Raw genomic sequence first — 14,987 nt, 5'->3', positions numbered from 1 at the left:
ACTAAACCTGATTCCAACCCTTGGGATCTTCAAGAGTCACTATTTTTTACAGTGTTCAAATTACGGTGCGTACGACGAATCGCCCATTCGTTCTTATAGTCCAGCCATTTTTGTCCACGGAACTTTCGTGTAACATTATCGAAATTCCGCATGATAAGCACATTGTAAAGCATGGTCGCAAAGCGTTTGGGGTGGCGCGGCAAGGCCCGCAAGGTCATCGAGAAACCCCCGTTCAAATAGCGGATGGAATGCCAATAGCCGCTGGGCATGTATAGCGCATCACCGTGTTTCATTTCGGCCCGGATACACGCTGCATGTCGCAAGGCTGGGTATTTTTCAAAATCGGGATTATCCATATCGATATCCTCCAAATTATGAATGGAGAAAGGCACTTTGTACAAATATTTGGTCTGGGCCGGGGAGAACAGGTTGACCACTTTATCCCCGTGAAAATGAAAATGCATGCTATCCGGGAGGTCGATGTCGTAGTGCATAAAAACTTTTGATTTACCACCGCCGAAAAAGAGGGCCGGAAGCTTTTTAAAGAATTTAAGGCCGATGTCGGGATACTCGAAATCCTTTAATAATTCAGGCATTTCTTTCAGGATGTTATAGAAAAAGATACGCAAATCGGTCGGTTGGGTCTTGAGTAGTTCTACGTAATCATAGAGCTTCATTTCTTTTGCCGGGGCATAGACGCTTTCCTTGTCCTTTGCCGGCTCATTATCGTACAGCGGTACTATCTGATCGCCTGCATGGTCCTGAATGTAATCGAGTTTCCATTTTTCATAGGCCGGCCAGTCTTTCGTCAGACCGGTGATCAACACCGGAATTTGAGGCTTGTAGTGGTATTTGATAAAATCTTCCTTCGAAATGTGCTCGACCCGTTTTACCGGGCTGGTTCTAAATTGACCCATTTTTCAATATTCAAGTTTGAATTCAATTGCTAAATTCGATATAAAGTAAACTTTAAACGAACCGGTCACTTATTAATATTTTTAATTATCTAAATGCTATTCCCTCTCGAGGGAAATCCATTCCATATCTTCATGCTGTTTTTACCTTGTCGCTCACGGCATTGATTTTACGCACCAAATACTCTTGGCCAAGCAGCTCTGAACAGGTTAACACACCGCTGATGGTGACTCCCAATATACCATGCATGTTCAGACTCTGCCCTGTAAACAATAAATTCGGAACACGGGTACGGGGCGATATAAATGACTTCAACGGGTTGTTCACATCCTTAACGTAACCGTACATCGATCCTCGGTTGCAGCCGATATAGTCGCGATACGACAATGGTGTTGAGGTGTGAACAGATTGAATGCATTCCCTGATATTGGGGAATTTTTTTTCCAATTCGTTCAGGAAAATCTCCGTTTTCGCCTTTTTGAATTCGGTATACGTTTGGCCACGATCGTTTTTACGTGCTACGGTATTGAAGGTATCTTCCCACTGTGCCACTTCATTATAGTGCATATAGCTTATGGCCGTCAACTGGTCTCCCCACTCATCTTGGTTCTTGCGCACACCCATGCTCACCATATAGGTTCTGGGCCAATTCTCTTCGGTGTATTCGTGCCCGTTCCATACGGCATCGTAATCCTTGAAATGATAATAATTTTTGTTTAGGTATTTGAAGGTATTCGGCTTTAACACCGCATGAATGCTAAAGGCCGAAATGGTGCTGTCTATTTCCGCAATGCGTTTGCTATAGGATTTTCTAAAGTGTTCCTCGCCGACCAATTTTACCGTGGTTTTGGGTTCAATGTTCGAAATGAAAACATCCCCCTTTACAACAAGGCCTTGGGCCGTAGTGACCGAAACGACGTTCTTATCTACCACTTCAAAATCGATTACTTCTTGATGTTTAAAGGCATCGCCACCGTGTTCCTTTAATTTGCGAATAAGCAATTTGGTAATCTGGCTGCCCCCATCGGCACAACGGTAGGCACTTTCGATATAGGAATTAACGGAAAGGGCATGCACGTAAAACGGACTCTTTTCCGCGTCACCGGCATAGAGTAGGTTCGAACCTGCTAATACCGCGCGTAAGGTTTCGTTCTCCGTCAAGGAGTCGATAAAGGGTTTGGCCGGAAACTCGAACATATCGGAATCTTCGTAGTAGGGTTTGCCTACTTGCACGTTGTACAATGGAAATTTGGCACAGGTTTCCCGAAGCTTGGCCGTATAGGTCCTAATGGCATTTTCTTCCTCTGGAAATTGAGCGATCAAGCTATTCTCAAAATTGGTATAACCCTGTGCATGGGCATATTCGTTCGGATCATTATCGAAGGTGATGATATCGAAACCATCTTCGTTGAGTCGTTTGAACTCCAAACCCTCCAGGATATCCAAGTACTTGAAATAACGGTGCAAATTTTGACCTTCCGAGAGTCCGCCCAGATAATGTACACCGGTATCGAAAATGGTCCGTTCCCTAACGAACGTCTGTAGATTACCCCCGTATTGATTGTTTTTTTCCAACACACAGACCGATCTACCCTCACGTGCCATAATATTGGCGGCTACAAGACCGCCCATGCCACTGCCGATAATTACGATGTCGTAATGGTCTTTCATGTTGTTGGATTATTTTTTAAAAGAACCATAAAGTTATCGCTTTGTTCAGAAATAGCGAAACCCGATTCTTGTAGGCTATTGGAGAACCCGTGCACTGCTTCCTTAAGCAGTACTATGGTATCAAAGACTTCCCATATTTTCTGGTCAAGAGGGGTGTTTTCAAAAGTACCAAAATCCAATATCAAAACAGTTGCGGAGAGTTGCATGGCCCTTTCAATCGAGTCATGGATAGTGATTTTGCTATACTGTTGGGTTAGAAAATTGTTTTCAAGCAGTTTTTGAGCATCACTGTTCTTTAGAAACACGTTAATTTTTCGGTCGATGGAATCGAGCGCCAGAAGCAAGTCTAACTGACCGAAGGCATCCGAAAGATGTACGATACTATCCTTGGTGCCGACAACTTTTAAAATACGATGATAGGGCTCCTGATAGTGTGCGAGGTCTTTCTTAATTATTGAAAATACCGTATCGCCCTTGTATCGGTAGTGTTCCAACAATGTTTTCTGCCAATAGGTTTCGGTCTCAATGGTATTGCGAAGCCTCCGGAACTCCGTTCTAAAGTACGCTCCGATAGTTTTGGAACGTGCGGTATAGTTTTCACCATAATGCTTATCGTCTTGTTCGATTCGAGGCAGTAATTCAATGGTAATGCTTCCGTCCCGAATGATAAAACTTCCTTTTGGGAGCACCTCCGAATTTCCATGAATCAATACGGGCAACAAATCTAGGCCAAATTGTTCCGCCAAGTAGAACGCCCCTTTGTGAAAGCGTTTTATTTTGTTGCTGTTGGATCGCGTTCCTTCGGGAAAGGCGATCAAACTAAATCCTTGAGCTACCTTTTCCTTTAAATATGCTTCTCCTTTTTCCATGCCCGCGGAAACCGGATAGGCCCCGGCTAGTTTTGCCGCACTCCCGAAAATAGGCGAATTGTAGACCCAATCGTTGACCAAAAAGATAATTTTGGGATGCAACATCCCAACGACCAAAATGTCCAGAAACGATGTGTGGTTCGCAATGAGCATCGCCGGTTTTTCAAAGCTCTCGTTATGCGGATTTATGATTTTTTTAGAAACAAAAGGATTGGTATAGAGTACCGATCCCATCAATTTAGAAACCGTTTTGTGAAAACCAAGGTTCGGCCGTAGTCTACTTTTAGGGGAAATTTTGAGTCGGAACCCTGCGTAAACGGAAAGCAAAAACCCTCCTATTCCAAAATAACCGAATGACAATAAGGAATGTATCAAATACCGCGGCGAAATCGGTCTTTTTTTATGGCTACCGATAAATAAACGAAACAATAAGGGCTGTACGGTAAAGGATACGAAGGCGGCACATAGAATTCCTATAATCGACACCAATGATATTGTGTATAGCACGGGATGCTTGGCAAAAATCATCACCCCGACGCCGGCGATGGTCGTAATGACCGAAAGAATGATTGAAGTCTTATGCGTGGGCAAGGTTCGGTCGCCCGTACGGTATTGGGTGAAGAGCGCGTTCGTGATAAAAATACTGTAATCGACCCCCAGGCCAAAAATAAAACTACAGATGATGATGTTGAAGATATTGAACTCGATACCAAAAAGCCCCATGATTCCCACGGTCAAAAACCAAGTCAGGAAAATAGGGATGCTGGTGACCAAGGTCAATGAAAAGCGCCTATAGAATAAAAACAAAATCAACAACACGACTACCAACGAATAGCCGATCAGGCTGTTGAAATCGTTTTTCAGATTTCCTAAAAAGGTCTCGTTTACCTGTTGGCGATCGATCAAAAGGGTATTGGGCGTGTCTTTGAACATGGCTCGGATGGCATCGACGTGAGGGGCGTTGATCTTTACCAGGGAGGTAATGGTGGTGCCATTGTCGTCTTCGACAATAAAATCATCTATGGCGAACGAGTTTATTGCGCTGTAGTCCGCTAACTGCAATGGCTGAAAATCGGCGTCGAGGGTCTCGTAGAAATCGTTGAACGTCGTTGGTTTAAAACCAAATTCATCTCCGCTTTCCACAAGATTTTCCCGAACGGTAGCTTTGAGGTCGGGCTTCCAAAAACGGTTCCAAGCGGCGATTTTTTGCTGTTGGCTTTTCTGTGAACGAATCAATCCACCAATAGAGCTGTAGCTAATGATCTGCTCGTTTTCCTTGAGGAGTTTTAGCTTTTGGAAAATTGAATCGTTTCGCTGTAATACGGTTTCGGTATCCTCCCCGTAGGTAGACAGGTAAATCGATTTCGAACTGATGTCGGTCAATTTTTCCAACCGTACCCGGGCGTCCTTTAGTACCTCCGATTCATAATTGAGTTTAGTGAGGTCCTTATTAAAAATAACCGTTCCATAGGTAAAGACACTTATTAACATGACAAGGGCTACCAAACCAAGGGCCCATTTGTTCCGGTGCAGACGGTACCCGGCCAAACGGTCTAGAAAGGTCTTGGCATGCTCTTTTTTGACGGTTCTGTATACCTGTGGAATAAAAAGTAATGCGAAAACCGATGCGCCCATAACGCTGACCGCTGCAAAAATACCCAGGTCCTGCAGCGCTTGGGACTCTAAAAACAACAAACACAAAAAAGCGGAGGCCGTAGTAAGGCTGCTCATTAAAATAGAAGGCGCCACTTCTTTGTAAAGGCTTTCGGTACTTTTTCCGTTTCGGATGTGGGTCAGGATATGTAGCGCATAATCCAAGGTAACGCCGAGTAGAACAGATCCAATACCCAATGAGATCGCTGAAATCTTGGTGCGCAGCAAACAGAGAAATGCAACGGACAATAATACCCCGAAAAGAGTGGGAGCAAAGAGAATAAGGGGTAGCGTTACTTTGTTGTAGAAGAAAATAAGCAGTATGATCAGGACTGTCATGGCAATGCTTACCGTAAACTGAATGTCATACCGAATTTGTTTGGCATTGGCCACTGCCACCAGGGCCGCCCCATAATATTCGCTTACGGTTTTACCACCATATTTCTTGTTCAGCTCTTCCTGCAATTTATATAGCGCATCGGAGAAAGGAATGTTCTTGTCGGTACCGTTCGATCCGTAAGTTGGTGTGATGAAAAGAAGGATGTTCGTTTCGTCCTTGTCCAACAAAAAACCATTTTTAAGCTTGAAATCGTCTCCGATGCCCAGTTGCTGCAGTTTTTTTAGAGCCATAAATGACAATCCTAGAGGATCTTTTACAATGGTCTTTTTAGCGATGATGCCCGAAGGGGAAATGAGCGTTCGGTAGTTTTTCTCGGTGATTTTAGCGATACTGTCCTTTGACAGTTTGGTACGTATTTGCGCATAGTCCCCATTCTCTAAAAATAAGGGGAGATTTTCGTAGATAAGGTTCAATGTGTTGGGAATATCCTCATCGTTTACCCTCCCTTGCACGTTCTTGATAAATTCGCTTTGGGTGCTTTGTACACTGTCTAGAAACTCCGTGGCATATTGGGTAAGGTCATCAACGGAACCATTTGGGCCCTTTTGAATATTGACGACGATCTTATCGGTAAACGTAATCGACCTCAGTACTTTTTGAATTCGTTTGGCCTTATCGTTTGCTGGAATCAACGAAGTGATATCATCTTCGAACTGTATTCGGCTACCGACGGCCAATAAACCCAGAACAAGTAACAGGAGGCCCAGAAGGCTTACCCATTTATTACGGGCTATCCATGCATACGCGCTTGAGAAGACTTCACCCATTGTCGGTAACTATTTTTCGTTTTGCTGTCAGGATAAGCACGAGATAACTTATCGCTCCAAAGAGTACTGAAGCAATGGTCGCCAAAGTTAAACTGCCGATGATATAGGTTTTCAAGTGTTTGAGGGCGCCGAAGTTCTCCGTAAGGCTTTCCATGGAAAAGGAAATATCCTCCCCTGTAATCAAAACACCAAGTTGCACACTGGCGTAAACGATAAACGGAATCATCGGGGGGATGCTGATATTTGAAAAAGCGAAGGCAATGGCTTTGTTCAGTTTTAGGAATACTGCCAATGCAAATACCAAAAGGGTCTGAAAACCCCAGAAGGGGGCAATGCCCAAGAATACTCCCAAAGCGATGGAAAGTGCTTTCTTTTTTGGCGGATCGTTATGCTTTAAAACGTTCTCGATGAGGAACTTTTTAATCCCCTTTTTTTTTATTTTTCGAAAGAAATCGCGCGGTTTTATATAAAAAATGGCCACAATAACGAACCATGTATTCAAGACACTGATACGGGCAAAATCAGGGACGGTTCTAAAATGGGATACCCGCTCCTCGCCGTCATAGGATATTTTTACCGGTACATTTTCGACCAGAGTACCGTTCCAAGCGGCTTTTACAATAACCTCTATTTCAAATTCGAATTTCGGGGTATGCAACTTTAGTGCGCTAATTTCTTTCAAAGGGTACAAGCGGTAACCACATTGGGTATCTGTTAACCGTTTTCCCGTTTCGAATCGAAACCAAAAATTCGAGAACTTATTTCCAAAACTGCTCTTGCCGGGTACATCTGACTGGGCCATATTTCGCGCCCCGATATACAGCGCATTTCTAGTGTCGCCCTGCTCGAGGGCATCTAAAAAAACCGGAATATCCTCTGGAAAATGTTGCCCATCGGAATCGATGGTAATTGCAAAGTGATAGCCAGCTTTTAATGCCTCGGCAAAACCTATTTTTAGGGCATTTCCCTTGCCTTTGTTTTTAGGAAGGTGTATTGTGGTTATCTGGGCGTAGTCCGATAAGATTTCGGCGGTGCGGTCCGTAGCGCCATCGTTGACCACCAGGATATTTGGCGTATATTCCAAAACGCCGTCTAGAACTCTTTTCAGTGTGCCCGCATTGTTGTAGGTCGGTATAAGCACACAGCAATTCAGCTGTTGCATACGCTCGTTCACAGATAGGGTCGGGGTCGGCACGTTCTTTCTTTTTCAGTGCTATCCAGCACTGCAATTCGACACAAAGATAACGATATCGGCCCCTAAAACAACTGCTTTTCGGCCTCAGAAAAAGAAGCGGATTGGGAGACAAAGCCTTTAATGTATTTCTTCGTCTCGCCGTCTTTCAGGTTCGGGTAATGGTCTAGGATAAACTGTTTGTCTTCGTCGATTTCTTTGTGGTAGCGAACGATTTTCGGGGCATTTTCCTGAACACTTAGACGAATATAGCGGAGCTCTATATTATCGGGAGCGGTTGATATGGCCTGCTCTATCAGTCCTTTGCCTTCTTTGAAATAGGCCGTTTTTGCGGAGACCCCTTTCGCATATTTGGCCATAAGGGTCGCAGTGGCTCCTTTATAGCCGAGTAGTAACACTTCGTCGGTGTCCGAAACGGATGCTAGCTCAGTATAGAGTTTTTCGGCTTCTTCCTGGTTTTCGGAAGCACTGCGATAGTCCGCCCGAACCGCCGAAATATCCGGGCTAAGAAACGAAATGAACAAGAGACCGAAACAAAGAAGTATACTTTTCATTTTTTAGTTTTTGGGTGGAAGTCTTTCAATCCAAAGATTCCCAGACCCTGATATCGGACCTAAGGATTTGCAAACTATTGCTTGGTTAAGCAACGATTTTAAAGCTTGCGTTCAACTTTAGTGCCAAGGTTTCCTCAAAACTTACGGTATTCTTCACTTTTATTTGATTATCATCTTCCGAAAGATGCAGAACAAGATGTATCGTATCGTTTTTTTCGGGGTTGATGATCGCCATAAATTTGATATTCGAAGCCACCGATAAGAATAGCGTTTTGCCCGTAGCCTCTTCCGTGAGTTCCTTTATCATTTGAATGGCACACACGCCCGGTAGTATCGGGTTACCCGGAAAATGACCCTTAAAGACATCATGCGCTGCGTTTAGCTTGACGGTCGCTTGTATTTCCTGCCCGTTCTGTTCAAACGACTGAACTGTATATAATCCTTTAATCAGCATAATTGTTCATTTAAATTCCATCTTGGCTCACATAAAAAAAACCACGGTCAAAATATTGACTTGGGACTCTGAGACAAAGGACGATATTTTTTCTATAATAATATCAAAATGCATATTGTCCCCAATCTTCTAGCTTGTATTAATTGATGGCGTTGAGCGTTATTTTTAGTTTGATGTTCTCGTGCTCTATCACAATGTTTTCCGCACTAGTATCATTAATTCCCGAAAAATGATGTGCCACCTTGACTTTACCGTTTCCGGTTCTAATAATTTGCGCTAAACGACCGTTTTCAAGTAAATAATAGTGTTTTTTGTTTAAAATAAGTCCGTTTTGAAGCATTTTTGCCCCCTTTTCGAACATTTTAATATTTTTTGGATTTTCCGTAATCAAGGCAAGGAAATCCCTTTTAAGTATATTAATAAGTAGTTTCTTGTCCAAGTCTTTTAAAATTCGATTCACCTTAAAAGTACCATTCCGAAAAGTAAAATCGAATAGCGTATTTCCCATTTCTGTGGTAAAGGCCAAACGGTGATGTGATTGCCCGATTTTTTTGACCGCCAAAATACCGCCAAAGGTCTTGTCGAAAGCCTCGATTTTAGCTTTGTATACATAATCTTTGGAGGTATCCGAAAAATAGGGGTTTATGTTTTGTACCGGATTCTCGGCTGATGGTGAAAATCCGTTTTTCACTGGGTAGGAGGCACATCCTACCAATAGCAATAGCAGACTACTGAGCAAAATCCGCATCGGAGAGGGGTTGGTTCAGAATCCTGTTGCTGAAAAGTATCTGCGTGTAGTCTCCAGAGGGTTCTATCATTTTTACTTCATCGACTTCCCCATTGGTATTGAAGGTAATATGAAACGCTTTGATAAATTCGGCAAACTGTTCGTCCTTTGGTAAAAAATACACCAGGTTATCCTCATCTTTCGTAAAATAGGATATCGTAAACTGTTCCTCATCGAACATATCTCCTCGAATGCTGGAAGTGATCAATTCGTTCAATTGTTTGAATATCTTGTTCGAACCGACATCCATATTGCTTTTATTTCCATCATCGTTGATATACAATGTTTGGTTTTTGAACAGGATCGAATAGGCGAAGGGTTCGGTATATTCCCATTTGACCAAATCCGGAGCCTTAAAGAAGAGCTTGCCATTAGATTCAATGTCGTTGGATAGGAAATCCAAATGCTTGAACTGTTTGAAATCGCTGCTGACCGTCTTTGTACTTTCCGCTTGTTCTTTCACTTTCTGGCGTAAGGCAACCGCATCGGCAGTATTCATCTTGGTTTGTGCCGACAGGACCGTTGTGCTTAAAAGGGAACAAAGAACCAGTAGGCAAATGCTCCACTTTGTAGGAACAACGGAAGGTAAGGTGAATGACTTATGCATAGGCTTTAATGTTCAACAATTGGTCTACAGAGACCGAACGTAGCTTTTTCTCCTCCAAAAATAACAATAACTGTTCCAAAACGGCTATCGTTTTATCGCTCGTATCGTGCAGTAGTACAATATCACCTTTGGAGATTTTCGAGGTAATGCGCTTTAGGACCCTCTTTTCCGATCGTGGGGTAGTGTCCAATGAGCGAACATTCCATCCGATAGAAAAGAGATTCAAGGCTTTAACTGCCTTCTCGATTTTCGGATTCGTTACGGCAAATGCGGGTCGGTAAAGATTCATTTGCAAACCGGTAAGGTCTTTGATCAACGCATTTGTTTTTTGCAGTTCTGACTTTACTCTGGCCAATCCGAAAAAACCGAACGCTTTGGAATGGGTATAGGTATGGTTTCCGATAGCATGTCCTTCAGCGATAATCCGTTTAAGGATTTCGGGGTGTTTGGCTATCTGCTGCCCGATACAGAAAAACGTAGCTTTGGCATTGTGTTTTTGAAGTAGGTCGAGTATACGTGGGGTAAATCGGTCATTAGGTCCATCATCGAAGGTAATGGACACATAGGGCTCAGGAATAGTCTTATTTGAATGTAGCGATACGAAATGGTAGTTCCATCGAATAAGAAAGGAACCCAAAAGCGTAATCCAAAACCAAGCGAAGAGAACAAGGAATACCAACCCCCACCATTTCACATCAAGAATAAAATAAAGCGCCAGAAATGTTACTAGAAGAATGATCGTGACGCTATTGACCACGCTACGTCTTAACATTGGCGAAGTAGCGTAAGGGTATGGTTTTCCCCTCGGTACTGATTGTAAAGTAAGATATTCTTCAAACGGTCAGGCACGATGGAATTCAACTTTACGGCTTCAGGGATGGACTGTGATTTCAGGATTTTAGCGCCCAGCCAAAAGGCAAAGCTTGCCGCAGTATCGAACTCCCCGGATAGGTGTTTGTAGTAGAGTTGACAGGTATTCTCGAACATACCTTCGCTTAAGATGGAATAGTATCCGTCAAAATCAACATCGCCATTGTTGCCCAATATGACCATATCGACTTCTTCGGGTCCCATGTCGTTTTCAGAAAGAAAATCAGACACAACGATTGCAAGCCGGTCTTTGGATAGGGTGTTGAATGTTTTTACCGCTACCAATTCCGCATAGGTAGTCGGTTGCTTTTCATCCGAAAGCACAAAAAAATTGGCGCCTTCCGAAGTAATACAGCCTTTGGTGTCGCTTTCAAGCAATTTTTGGGCAGCTACAGGTTCATTTTTAATATGTTGGATGAGTTGGTGACTTCGAACATGGTGGTCGGCTATTTCGTCGACACCTCCGACCAGCATATTTCGGGCTTCGTTCGTTCGCAGCTGAAGGATGGCATCGATCAGGCAGGATTCAAAAGAAACGGATGCATTTACGTAGGTAAAATTGTAACCGGTACATCCTATGGCCAAGGCAATCTGACCCGAAACCGTGTTGTGCGACGATTGGATAAAGCGGGTAGGGGTTAAAAATTGTTCGTTATTGTCGATAATATCACCAACGAATTTTGCCGAGTCGCCAATGCAGCCCAAACCCGTACCGACCATAATGGCATCTACATTTTCGAGACCTGCTTCATTTAAAGCGGTTCTGGAGGCCACCGTGCTCATTTTAATGCCCTTTGCCATACGCCGTGCGGCCGCAGGAGGAATATAGTCTTTGTAGTTGGGGTCAATTACCTTCATGACATTGGTGTCGTGATAGACGACTTCTTCCAGGAAATCGGAATTGTCAAAAGTCTTTTGGGGGGAGACCGAACCAACGCTATTGATGTATATTTTTTTCATTAGGCCTCTTTTGAAAATAATAGGGTGGTGCAGTTTCCTCCGAATCCGAAGGAGTTGGATAGGATTACGTTCAATTCTTTTTCTTTTAAGGCCACTTCGGGAAGCAGGTCGAACTCTTGCATGGGAGTTTTAAAATTAAGGTTGGGAAACACCATATTGTTCTGCAAGGCCAAAACGGAATACACAGCCTCTACCGCACCTGCCACTGCCAGGGTATGCCCGGTAAACGCCTTGGTAGAGCTGAATTCAGGTACCTGACCATCAAAAACGCGTAGCATGGCGCGACCTTCCGACAAATCGTTGTTCGGGGTCGCCGTGCCGTGGGCATTAACATAGTCTATCGCGTCAGGCTCCAATTCAGCGATTTTAAGTGCTTTTCGCATCGCTAAAACAGCACCGTCGCCATTGTCGGAGGATGCCGTTTGGTGATGGGCGTCGTTCGCGTTCCCGTACCCCTTTACATAAGCCAAAATTTCTTTGTTGTCGCGGGAAACGATAGCGTCGGATTCCAAAACCAAGAATGCGGCCGCCTCTCCCAGGTTAAGTCCCTTTCGATTATCATCGAAGGGGGTATTATAGGATTCGGAGAGGATCATTAGTGTCTTGAAGCCGTTGATCGTAAATTTTGAAAGAGCGTCGGAGCCGCCCACGACCACACGATCCAGTTCACCGGCCTTGATCATACGCGCTCCAAGCATTATGGCATTTGCCGCCGAAGAACAGGCGGTGCTAATAGTGGTTACAAAGCTCTCTTCAAGCCCGAGGCTATCTGCAATTTTTTGGGTAGAATCGCCTGCATGCAGGGTGTTGATGAATTTCCAAGCGGTGTCCCGTTCGAAGTAATCATAAAAATATTCTTCCGATTTGTCCATTCCTCCAACCGTGGTGCCTGAAATCAAACCCGTTCGGCAATCATTGATATCGGAGACGCCCGCTTGCTGAACTGCCTCTTTTGCGGCAATAACACCTAATAACGAAGTTCGAGACCAGGAATTTTCCTCCAGGCCCAATTGCGCTTCAAATGTGGAGTTGGTTGTAGAAATTTCACCGACTAAGATGTCATCTTTATGTATGGTGTCAATTTTGGAAATTTTGGAGATTCCCGTTCTTGAATTGAGAAGGGATTCGTAGTTCTCCTGTACATTGTTCCCAATGGCGGAAATAATACCCATGCCCGTAATCGCAACACCTTTTCCCATAGTCTAGTTCAAAAGATAACCTATTGGTAAAAATACGAATATCGAATGTTTTTTGAGTTCATGATGTGCGCATTTCATCCCAAAAGATATGGGGTGCTGGAATACCATAAATATTAGGGTCTAAGAGCGGTGGGCCGTAATATAATTTGCCATGGTCTCAACCGATTCAAAAATCTTTCGACCCTCTTTGGGGTCGGCCAATTTAATGCCATAATCTTTGTCGAGCATTACAATCAGTTCCAAGGCATCAATAGAATCAAGACCCAAACCATCACCGAACAGTTGATCGGTATCACCTATTTCCGCAACTGAAACATCTTCTAAGTTCAGCTGCTCAATGATTTTTTCCTTTAGTTCTAGTTTCAGATCGCTCATGGGGTTTGGTATAATCGATTGATTTCTTCGGTTGAATGTGTAAAAATACCATTCTTTGATACAACGTACAAAAAGCCATCATATTTTCCTTCATCCATATCCACCCAGCCGCAAAGTACTTTTTCCGCTTTTTGGGAGTCCAGGAGCACATTGGCATAGTCAAAAAGCGCATCGGCATTAAAGCGGTCGAAAACAAAAAAAGCATTCTCCGAATAAAGGCGATGTTTGATACTGATCTCGCCCAAACAGATATTGGGCAAGGTGTAAACGAATACCGCTGGGCTGGGATAATCGGCCATACTTGAATGGTGCTTGCGGTCGGTGTCTAGGCTGCCCGCCCTGTTTGAAAGAACCAAAGCCATGTTTTTTTCCTTTTCATTGTGCAACAACAAATCACTGGCGATGAATGCCAGTTTGCTTAAATGGTCCATCTTGAAAAACTTTCCATAGTCGGTGTCGAGTGCCTTATATGCGGCTTTGATAAATGATGGAAAATCTTCGGTATCCCCCTTAAAAATGGTTTCGCCATTTACCGCGATTTTAGAATCCCTGATGTGGCAATAGTCTTGTATGTACGCTGAGGCGGCCATATCATTTACGCTTTTTTGCACCTTAGCACGGTATGGTATTCCCCTAGCGGCCTATCGGCTGTGATCAGCAATCCGGCTTCGGAGATAAGGGTTTCGAATTCACTTGACTTGTACATCTTACTGTTTCCGTTCGCCAAGGCGGTAAAATATAGTGAAGTGGCTTCAAGAACGAGCTTTGCACTGCCAAATTTCTGACGGTCGGTAAAAGTTTCGATAATGATCAAATCGGTTTCGGCATCCATGGCCATAACCGCAACGCTCAGGATTTTGGCGATTTCCTCCTTTGAAAAACAGTCTAGAAACTGACACATCCAAATAGTGTCGGCACCCTTGGGAATCTGCGGGTTCTCCGATAACCAGTCAATTTCGGTACCTGTAATACGGTCTGCAAAACCTTTGGACTCGGCATTGGCAAGTGCTTTTGCCAACTGCCCAGGTAAATCGAAGATGTGAACTTTGATATCAGGGTCGGAAGTACAACAGGCGACCGCGAATTTTCCTGTATTTCCGCCAATGTCATATACGACCTTTGGTTTCTTTTGGAATAGCGTATCCAAGGCCACTTGAAATATTTCATCGGAATAATAGTGGTCGAACGAGAACCAAGCCTTTTGTTCATTATGGTTCAATTGCGATAGGCCATGGTATATATTTGGCCAATCACCCAATTCTTTTAAGCCCTCGGGATGGCCCTTTTCTATGGAATCCTTTAAGTGAAAAAGCCCCTTATAACAGATTTCATTCGTGAAATCGATATTGACCCCGGTTACCGGATTGTAGTTTAGAAAATAACCGGTTTTCGTCAATTCATAGCGGTCTGAGTCATCTTTAGAGACGACGTTCGCGCTTTCCGCCATTTCCAGTAAAACACCTAGGCCGTATTCACTAAGGGATAAGGCCGTTGAAATTTCTTCGATGTTTACCCCTCCCTTGGCATTATTGTCAAAAATAAAGTTAAGTATGCCTAACTTCTTGAGTGCTACTACGGTCTGAAAAATAAAGGGGGCGAGAGCTATTTTCTGGGCTTCTTGCAGCGCTTCGAACGCTCTCATTGGTTTTGTTAACATATGCTAGGTTTTCAGAAAGAATTTCTCAGGTGTGAATTTAAGAAGTAATGTGCTGTA

Annotated in this window: 14 protein-coding genes; all 14 read right to left on the bottom strand. The window is 43.6% G+C overall.

The window, feature by feature from the left end:
* Positions 1 to 29: 29 nt before the first annotated feature.
* The 14 genes from FGM00_RS15745 to FGM00_RS15680 all read right to left on the bottom strand — a co-directional run bounded on the left by FGM00_RS15745 (position 30) and on the right by FGM00_RS15680 (position 14,930).
* Positions 30 to 917, bottom strand: coding sequence for a cupin-like domain-containing protein (locus FGM00_RS15745; protein ID WP_138853824.1), 888 nt, complete (start codon positions 915 to 917; stop codon positions 30 to 32).
* A gap of 130 nt (positions 918 to 1,047) precedes the next feature.
* A complete protein-coding gene (locus FGM00_RS15740; RefSeq protein ID WP_138853823.1) occupies positions 1,048 to 2,586 on the bottom strand; it encodes a phytoene desaturase family protein in 1,539 nt (512 codons plus the stop codon).
* Complete coding sequence (locus FGM00_RS15735) at positions 2,583 to 6,275, bottom strand: 1-acyl-sn-glycerol-3-phosphate acyltransferase (RefSeq protein WP_138853822.1); 3,693 nt, start codon at positions 6,273 to 6,275, stop codon at positions 2,583 to 2,585. The genes FGM00_RS15740 and FGM00_RS15735 overlap by 4 nt, the downstream gene beginning before the upstream one ends.
* Positions 6,268 to 7,437 (bottom strand): DUF2062 domain-containing protein, encoded by a 1,170-nt coding sequence (locus FGM00_RS15730; RefSeq protein ID WP_138854735.1) that lies wholly within the window; start codon positions 7,435 to 7,437, stop codon positions 6,268 to 6,270. Before FGM00_RS15730 ends, FGM00_RS15735 begins: the two co-directional genes overlap by 8 nt.
* A gap of 95 nt (positions 7,438 to 7,532) precedes the next feature.
* Positions 7,533 to 8,021 carry a hypothetical protein gene (locus FGM00_RS15725; RefSeq protein ID WP_138853821.1) on the bottom strand — a complete coding sequence of 163 codons (489 nt, stop codon included), beginning with the start codon at positions 8,019 to 8,021 and terminating at the stop codon, positions 7,533 to 7,535.
* Positions 8,022 to 8,106: 85 nt separating this feature from the next.
* On the bottom strand, positions 8,107 to 8,475 hold the full coding sequence (locus tag FGM00_RS15720) for a hotdog family protein (RefSeq protein ID WP_175416248.1): 369 nt from the start codon (positions 8,473 to 8,475) through the stop codon (positions 8,107 to 8,109).
* Between the two features lie 139 nt (positions 8,476 to 8,614).
* Positions 8,615 to 9,223: a flexirubin biosynthesis protein LolB2 gene (locus FGM00_RS15715; RefSeq protein WP_138853820.1), complete on the bottom strand. Its 609-nt coding sequence runs from the start codon at positions 9,221 to 9,223 to the stop codon at positions 8,615 to 8,617.
* Positions 9,204 to 9,869 carry a flexirubin biosynthesis/transport protein LolA2 gene (locus FGM00_RS15710; RefSeq protein ID WP_236262820.1) on the bottom strand — a complete coding sequence of 222 codons (666 nt, stop codon included), beginning with the start codon at positions 9,867 to 9,869 and terminating at the stop codon, positions 9,204 to 9,206. The genes FGM00_RS15715 and FGM00_RS15710 overlap by 20 nt, the downstream gene beginning before the upstream one ends.
* Positions 9,862 to 10,641 carry a polysaccharide deacetylase family protein gene (locus tag FGM00_RS15705; RefSeq protein ID WP_138853819.1) on the bottom strand — a complete coding sequence of 260 codons (780 nt, stop codon included), beginning with the start codon at positions 10,639 to 10,641 and terminating at the stop codon, positions 9,862 to 9,864. The genes FGM00_RS15710 and FGM00_RS15705 overlap by 8 nt, the downstream gene beginning before the upstream one ends.
* The gene (locus FGM00_RS15700; RefSeq protein WP_138853818.1) at positions 10,635 to 11,699 is read right to left on the bottom strand and encodes a beta-ketoacyl synthase N-terminal-like domain-containing protein; all 1,065 of its coding nucleotides are present in this window, start codon (positions 11,697 to 11,699) and stop codon (positions 10,635 to 10,637) included. Before FGM00_RS15700 ends, FGM00_RS15705 begins: the two co-directional genes overlap by 7 nt.
* Entirely contained in the window at positions 11,699 to 12,898 is a 1,200-nt protein-coding gene (locus FGM00_RS15695) for a beta-ketoacyl-[acyl-carrier-protein] synthase family protein (RefSeq protein ID WP_138853817.1), read from the bottom strand. Before FGM00_RS15695 ends, FGM00_RS15700 begins: the two co-directional genes overlap by 1 nt.
* Positions 12,899 to 13,018: 120 nt before the next feature.
* A complete protein-coding gene (locus FGM00_RS15690; RefSeq protein WP_138853816.1) occupies positions 13,019 to 13,273 on the bottom strand; it encodes a phosphopantetheine-binding protein in 255 nt (84 codons plus the stop codon).
* Positions 13,270 to 13,863 (bottom strand): 3-oxoacyl-ACP synthase, encoded by a 594-nt coding sequence (locus tag FGM00_RS15685; protein ID WP_138853815.1) that lies wholly within the window; start codon positions 13,861 to 13,863, stop codon positions 13,270 to 13,272. Before FGM00_RS15685 ends, FGM00_RS15690 begins: the two co-directional genes overlap by 4 nt.
* Before the next feature lie 5 nt (positions 13,864 to 13,868).
* Positions 13,869 to 14,930 (bottom strand): methyltransferase, encoded by a 1,062-nt coding sequence (locus tag FGM00_RS15680; RefSeq protein WP_138853814.1) that lies wholly within the window; start codon positions 14,928 to 14,930, stop codon positions 13,869 to 13,871.
* Positions 14,931 to 14,987: the final 57 nt, after the last annotated feature.

The organism is Aggregatimonas sangjinii, assembly GCF_005943945.1.
GTDB classification, from domain to species: domain Bacteria; phylum Bacteroidota; class Bacteroidia; order Flavobacteriales; family Flavobacteriaceae; genus Pelagihabitans; species Pelagihabitans sangjinii.
The sequence above is the reverse complement of the archived record's forward strand: the minus strand, read 5'-3'. Positions and strand labels throughout refer to the sequence as shown.

What these genes read in the sequence shown, in the direction of transcription:
- FGM00_RS15735 (WP_138853822.1), bottom strand. Translation starts at nt 6,275, where the DNA reads ATGGGTGAAGTCTTCTCAAGCGCGTATGCATGGATAGCCCGTAATAAA.
- FGM00_RS15705 (WP_138853819.1), bottom strand. Translation starts at nt 10,641, where the DNA reads ATGTTAAGACGTAGCGTGGTCAATAGCGTCACGATCATTCTTCTAGTA.
- FGM00_RS15695 (WP_138853817.1), bottom strand. Translation starts at nt 12,898, where the DNA reads ATGGGAAAAGGTGTTGCGATTACGGGCATGGGTATTATTTCCGCCATT.
- FGM00_RS15690 (WP_138853816.1), bottom strand. Translation starts at nt 13,273, where the DNA reads ATGAGCGATCTGAAACTAGAACTAAAGGAAAAAATCATTGAGCAGCTG.
- FGM00_RS15710 (WP_236262820.1), bottom strand. Translation starts at nt 9,869, where the DNA reads ATGCATAAGTCATTCACCTTACCTTCCGTTGTTCCTACAAAGTGGAGC.
- FGM00_RS15700 (WP_138853818.1), bottom strand. Translation starts at nt 11,699, where the DNA reads ATGAAAAAAATATACATCAATAGCGTTGGTTCGGTCTCCCCCCAAAAG.
- FGM00_RS15740 (WP_138853823.1), bottom strand. Translation starts at nt 2,586, where the DNA reads ATGAAAGACCATTACGACATCGTAATTATCGGCAGTGGCATGGGCGGT.
- FGM00_RS15680 (WP_138853814.1), bottom strand. Translation starts at nt 14,930, where the DNA reads ATGTTAACAAAACCAATGAGAGCGTTCGAAGCGCTGCAAGAAGCCCAG.
- FGM00_RS15720 (WP_175416248.1), bottom strand. Translation starts at nt 8,475, where the DNA reads ATGCTGATTAAAGGATTATATACAGTTCAGTCGTTTGAACAGAACGGG.
- FGM00_RS15730 (WP_138854735.1), bottom strand. Translation starts at nt 7,437, where the DNA reads ATGCAACAGCTGAATTGCTGTGTGCTTATACCGACCTACAACAATGCG.
- FGM00_RS15745 (WP_138853824.1), bottom strand. Translation starts at nt 917, where the DNA reads ATGGGTCAATTTAGAACCAGCCCGGTAAAACGGGTCGAGCACATTTCG.
- FGM00_RS15715 (WP_138853820.1), bottom strand. Translation starts at nt 9,223, where the DNA reads ATGCGGATTTTGCTCAGTAGTCTGCTATTGCTATTGGTAGGATGTGCC.
- FGM00_RS15725 (WP_138853821.1), bottom strand. Translation starts at nt 8,021, where the DNA reads ATGAAAAGTATACTTCTTTGTTTCGGTCTCTTGTTCATTTCGTTTCTT.
- FGM00_RS15685 (WP_138853815.1), bottom strand. Translation starts at nt 13,863, where the DNA reads ATGGCCGCCTCAGCGTACATACAAGACTATTGCCACATCAGGGATTCT.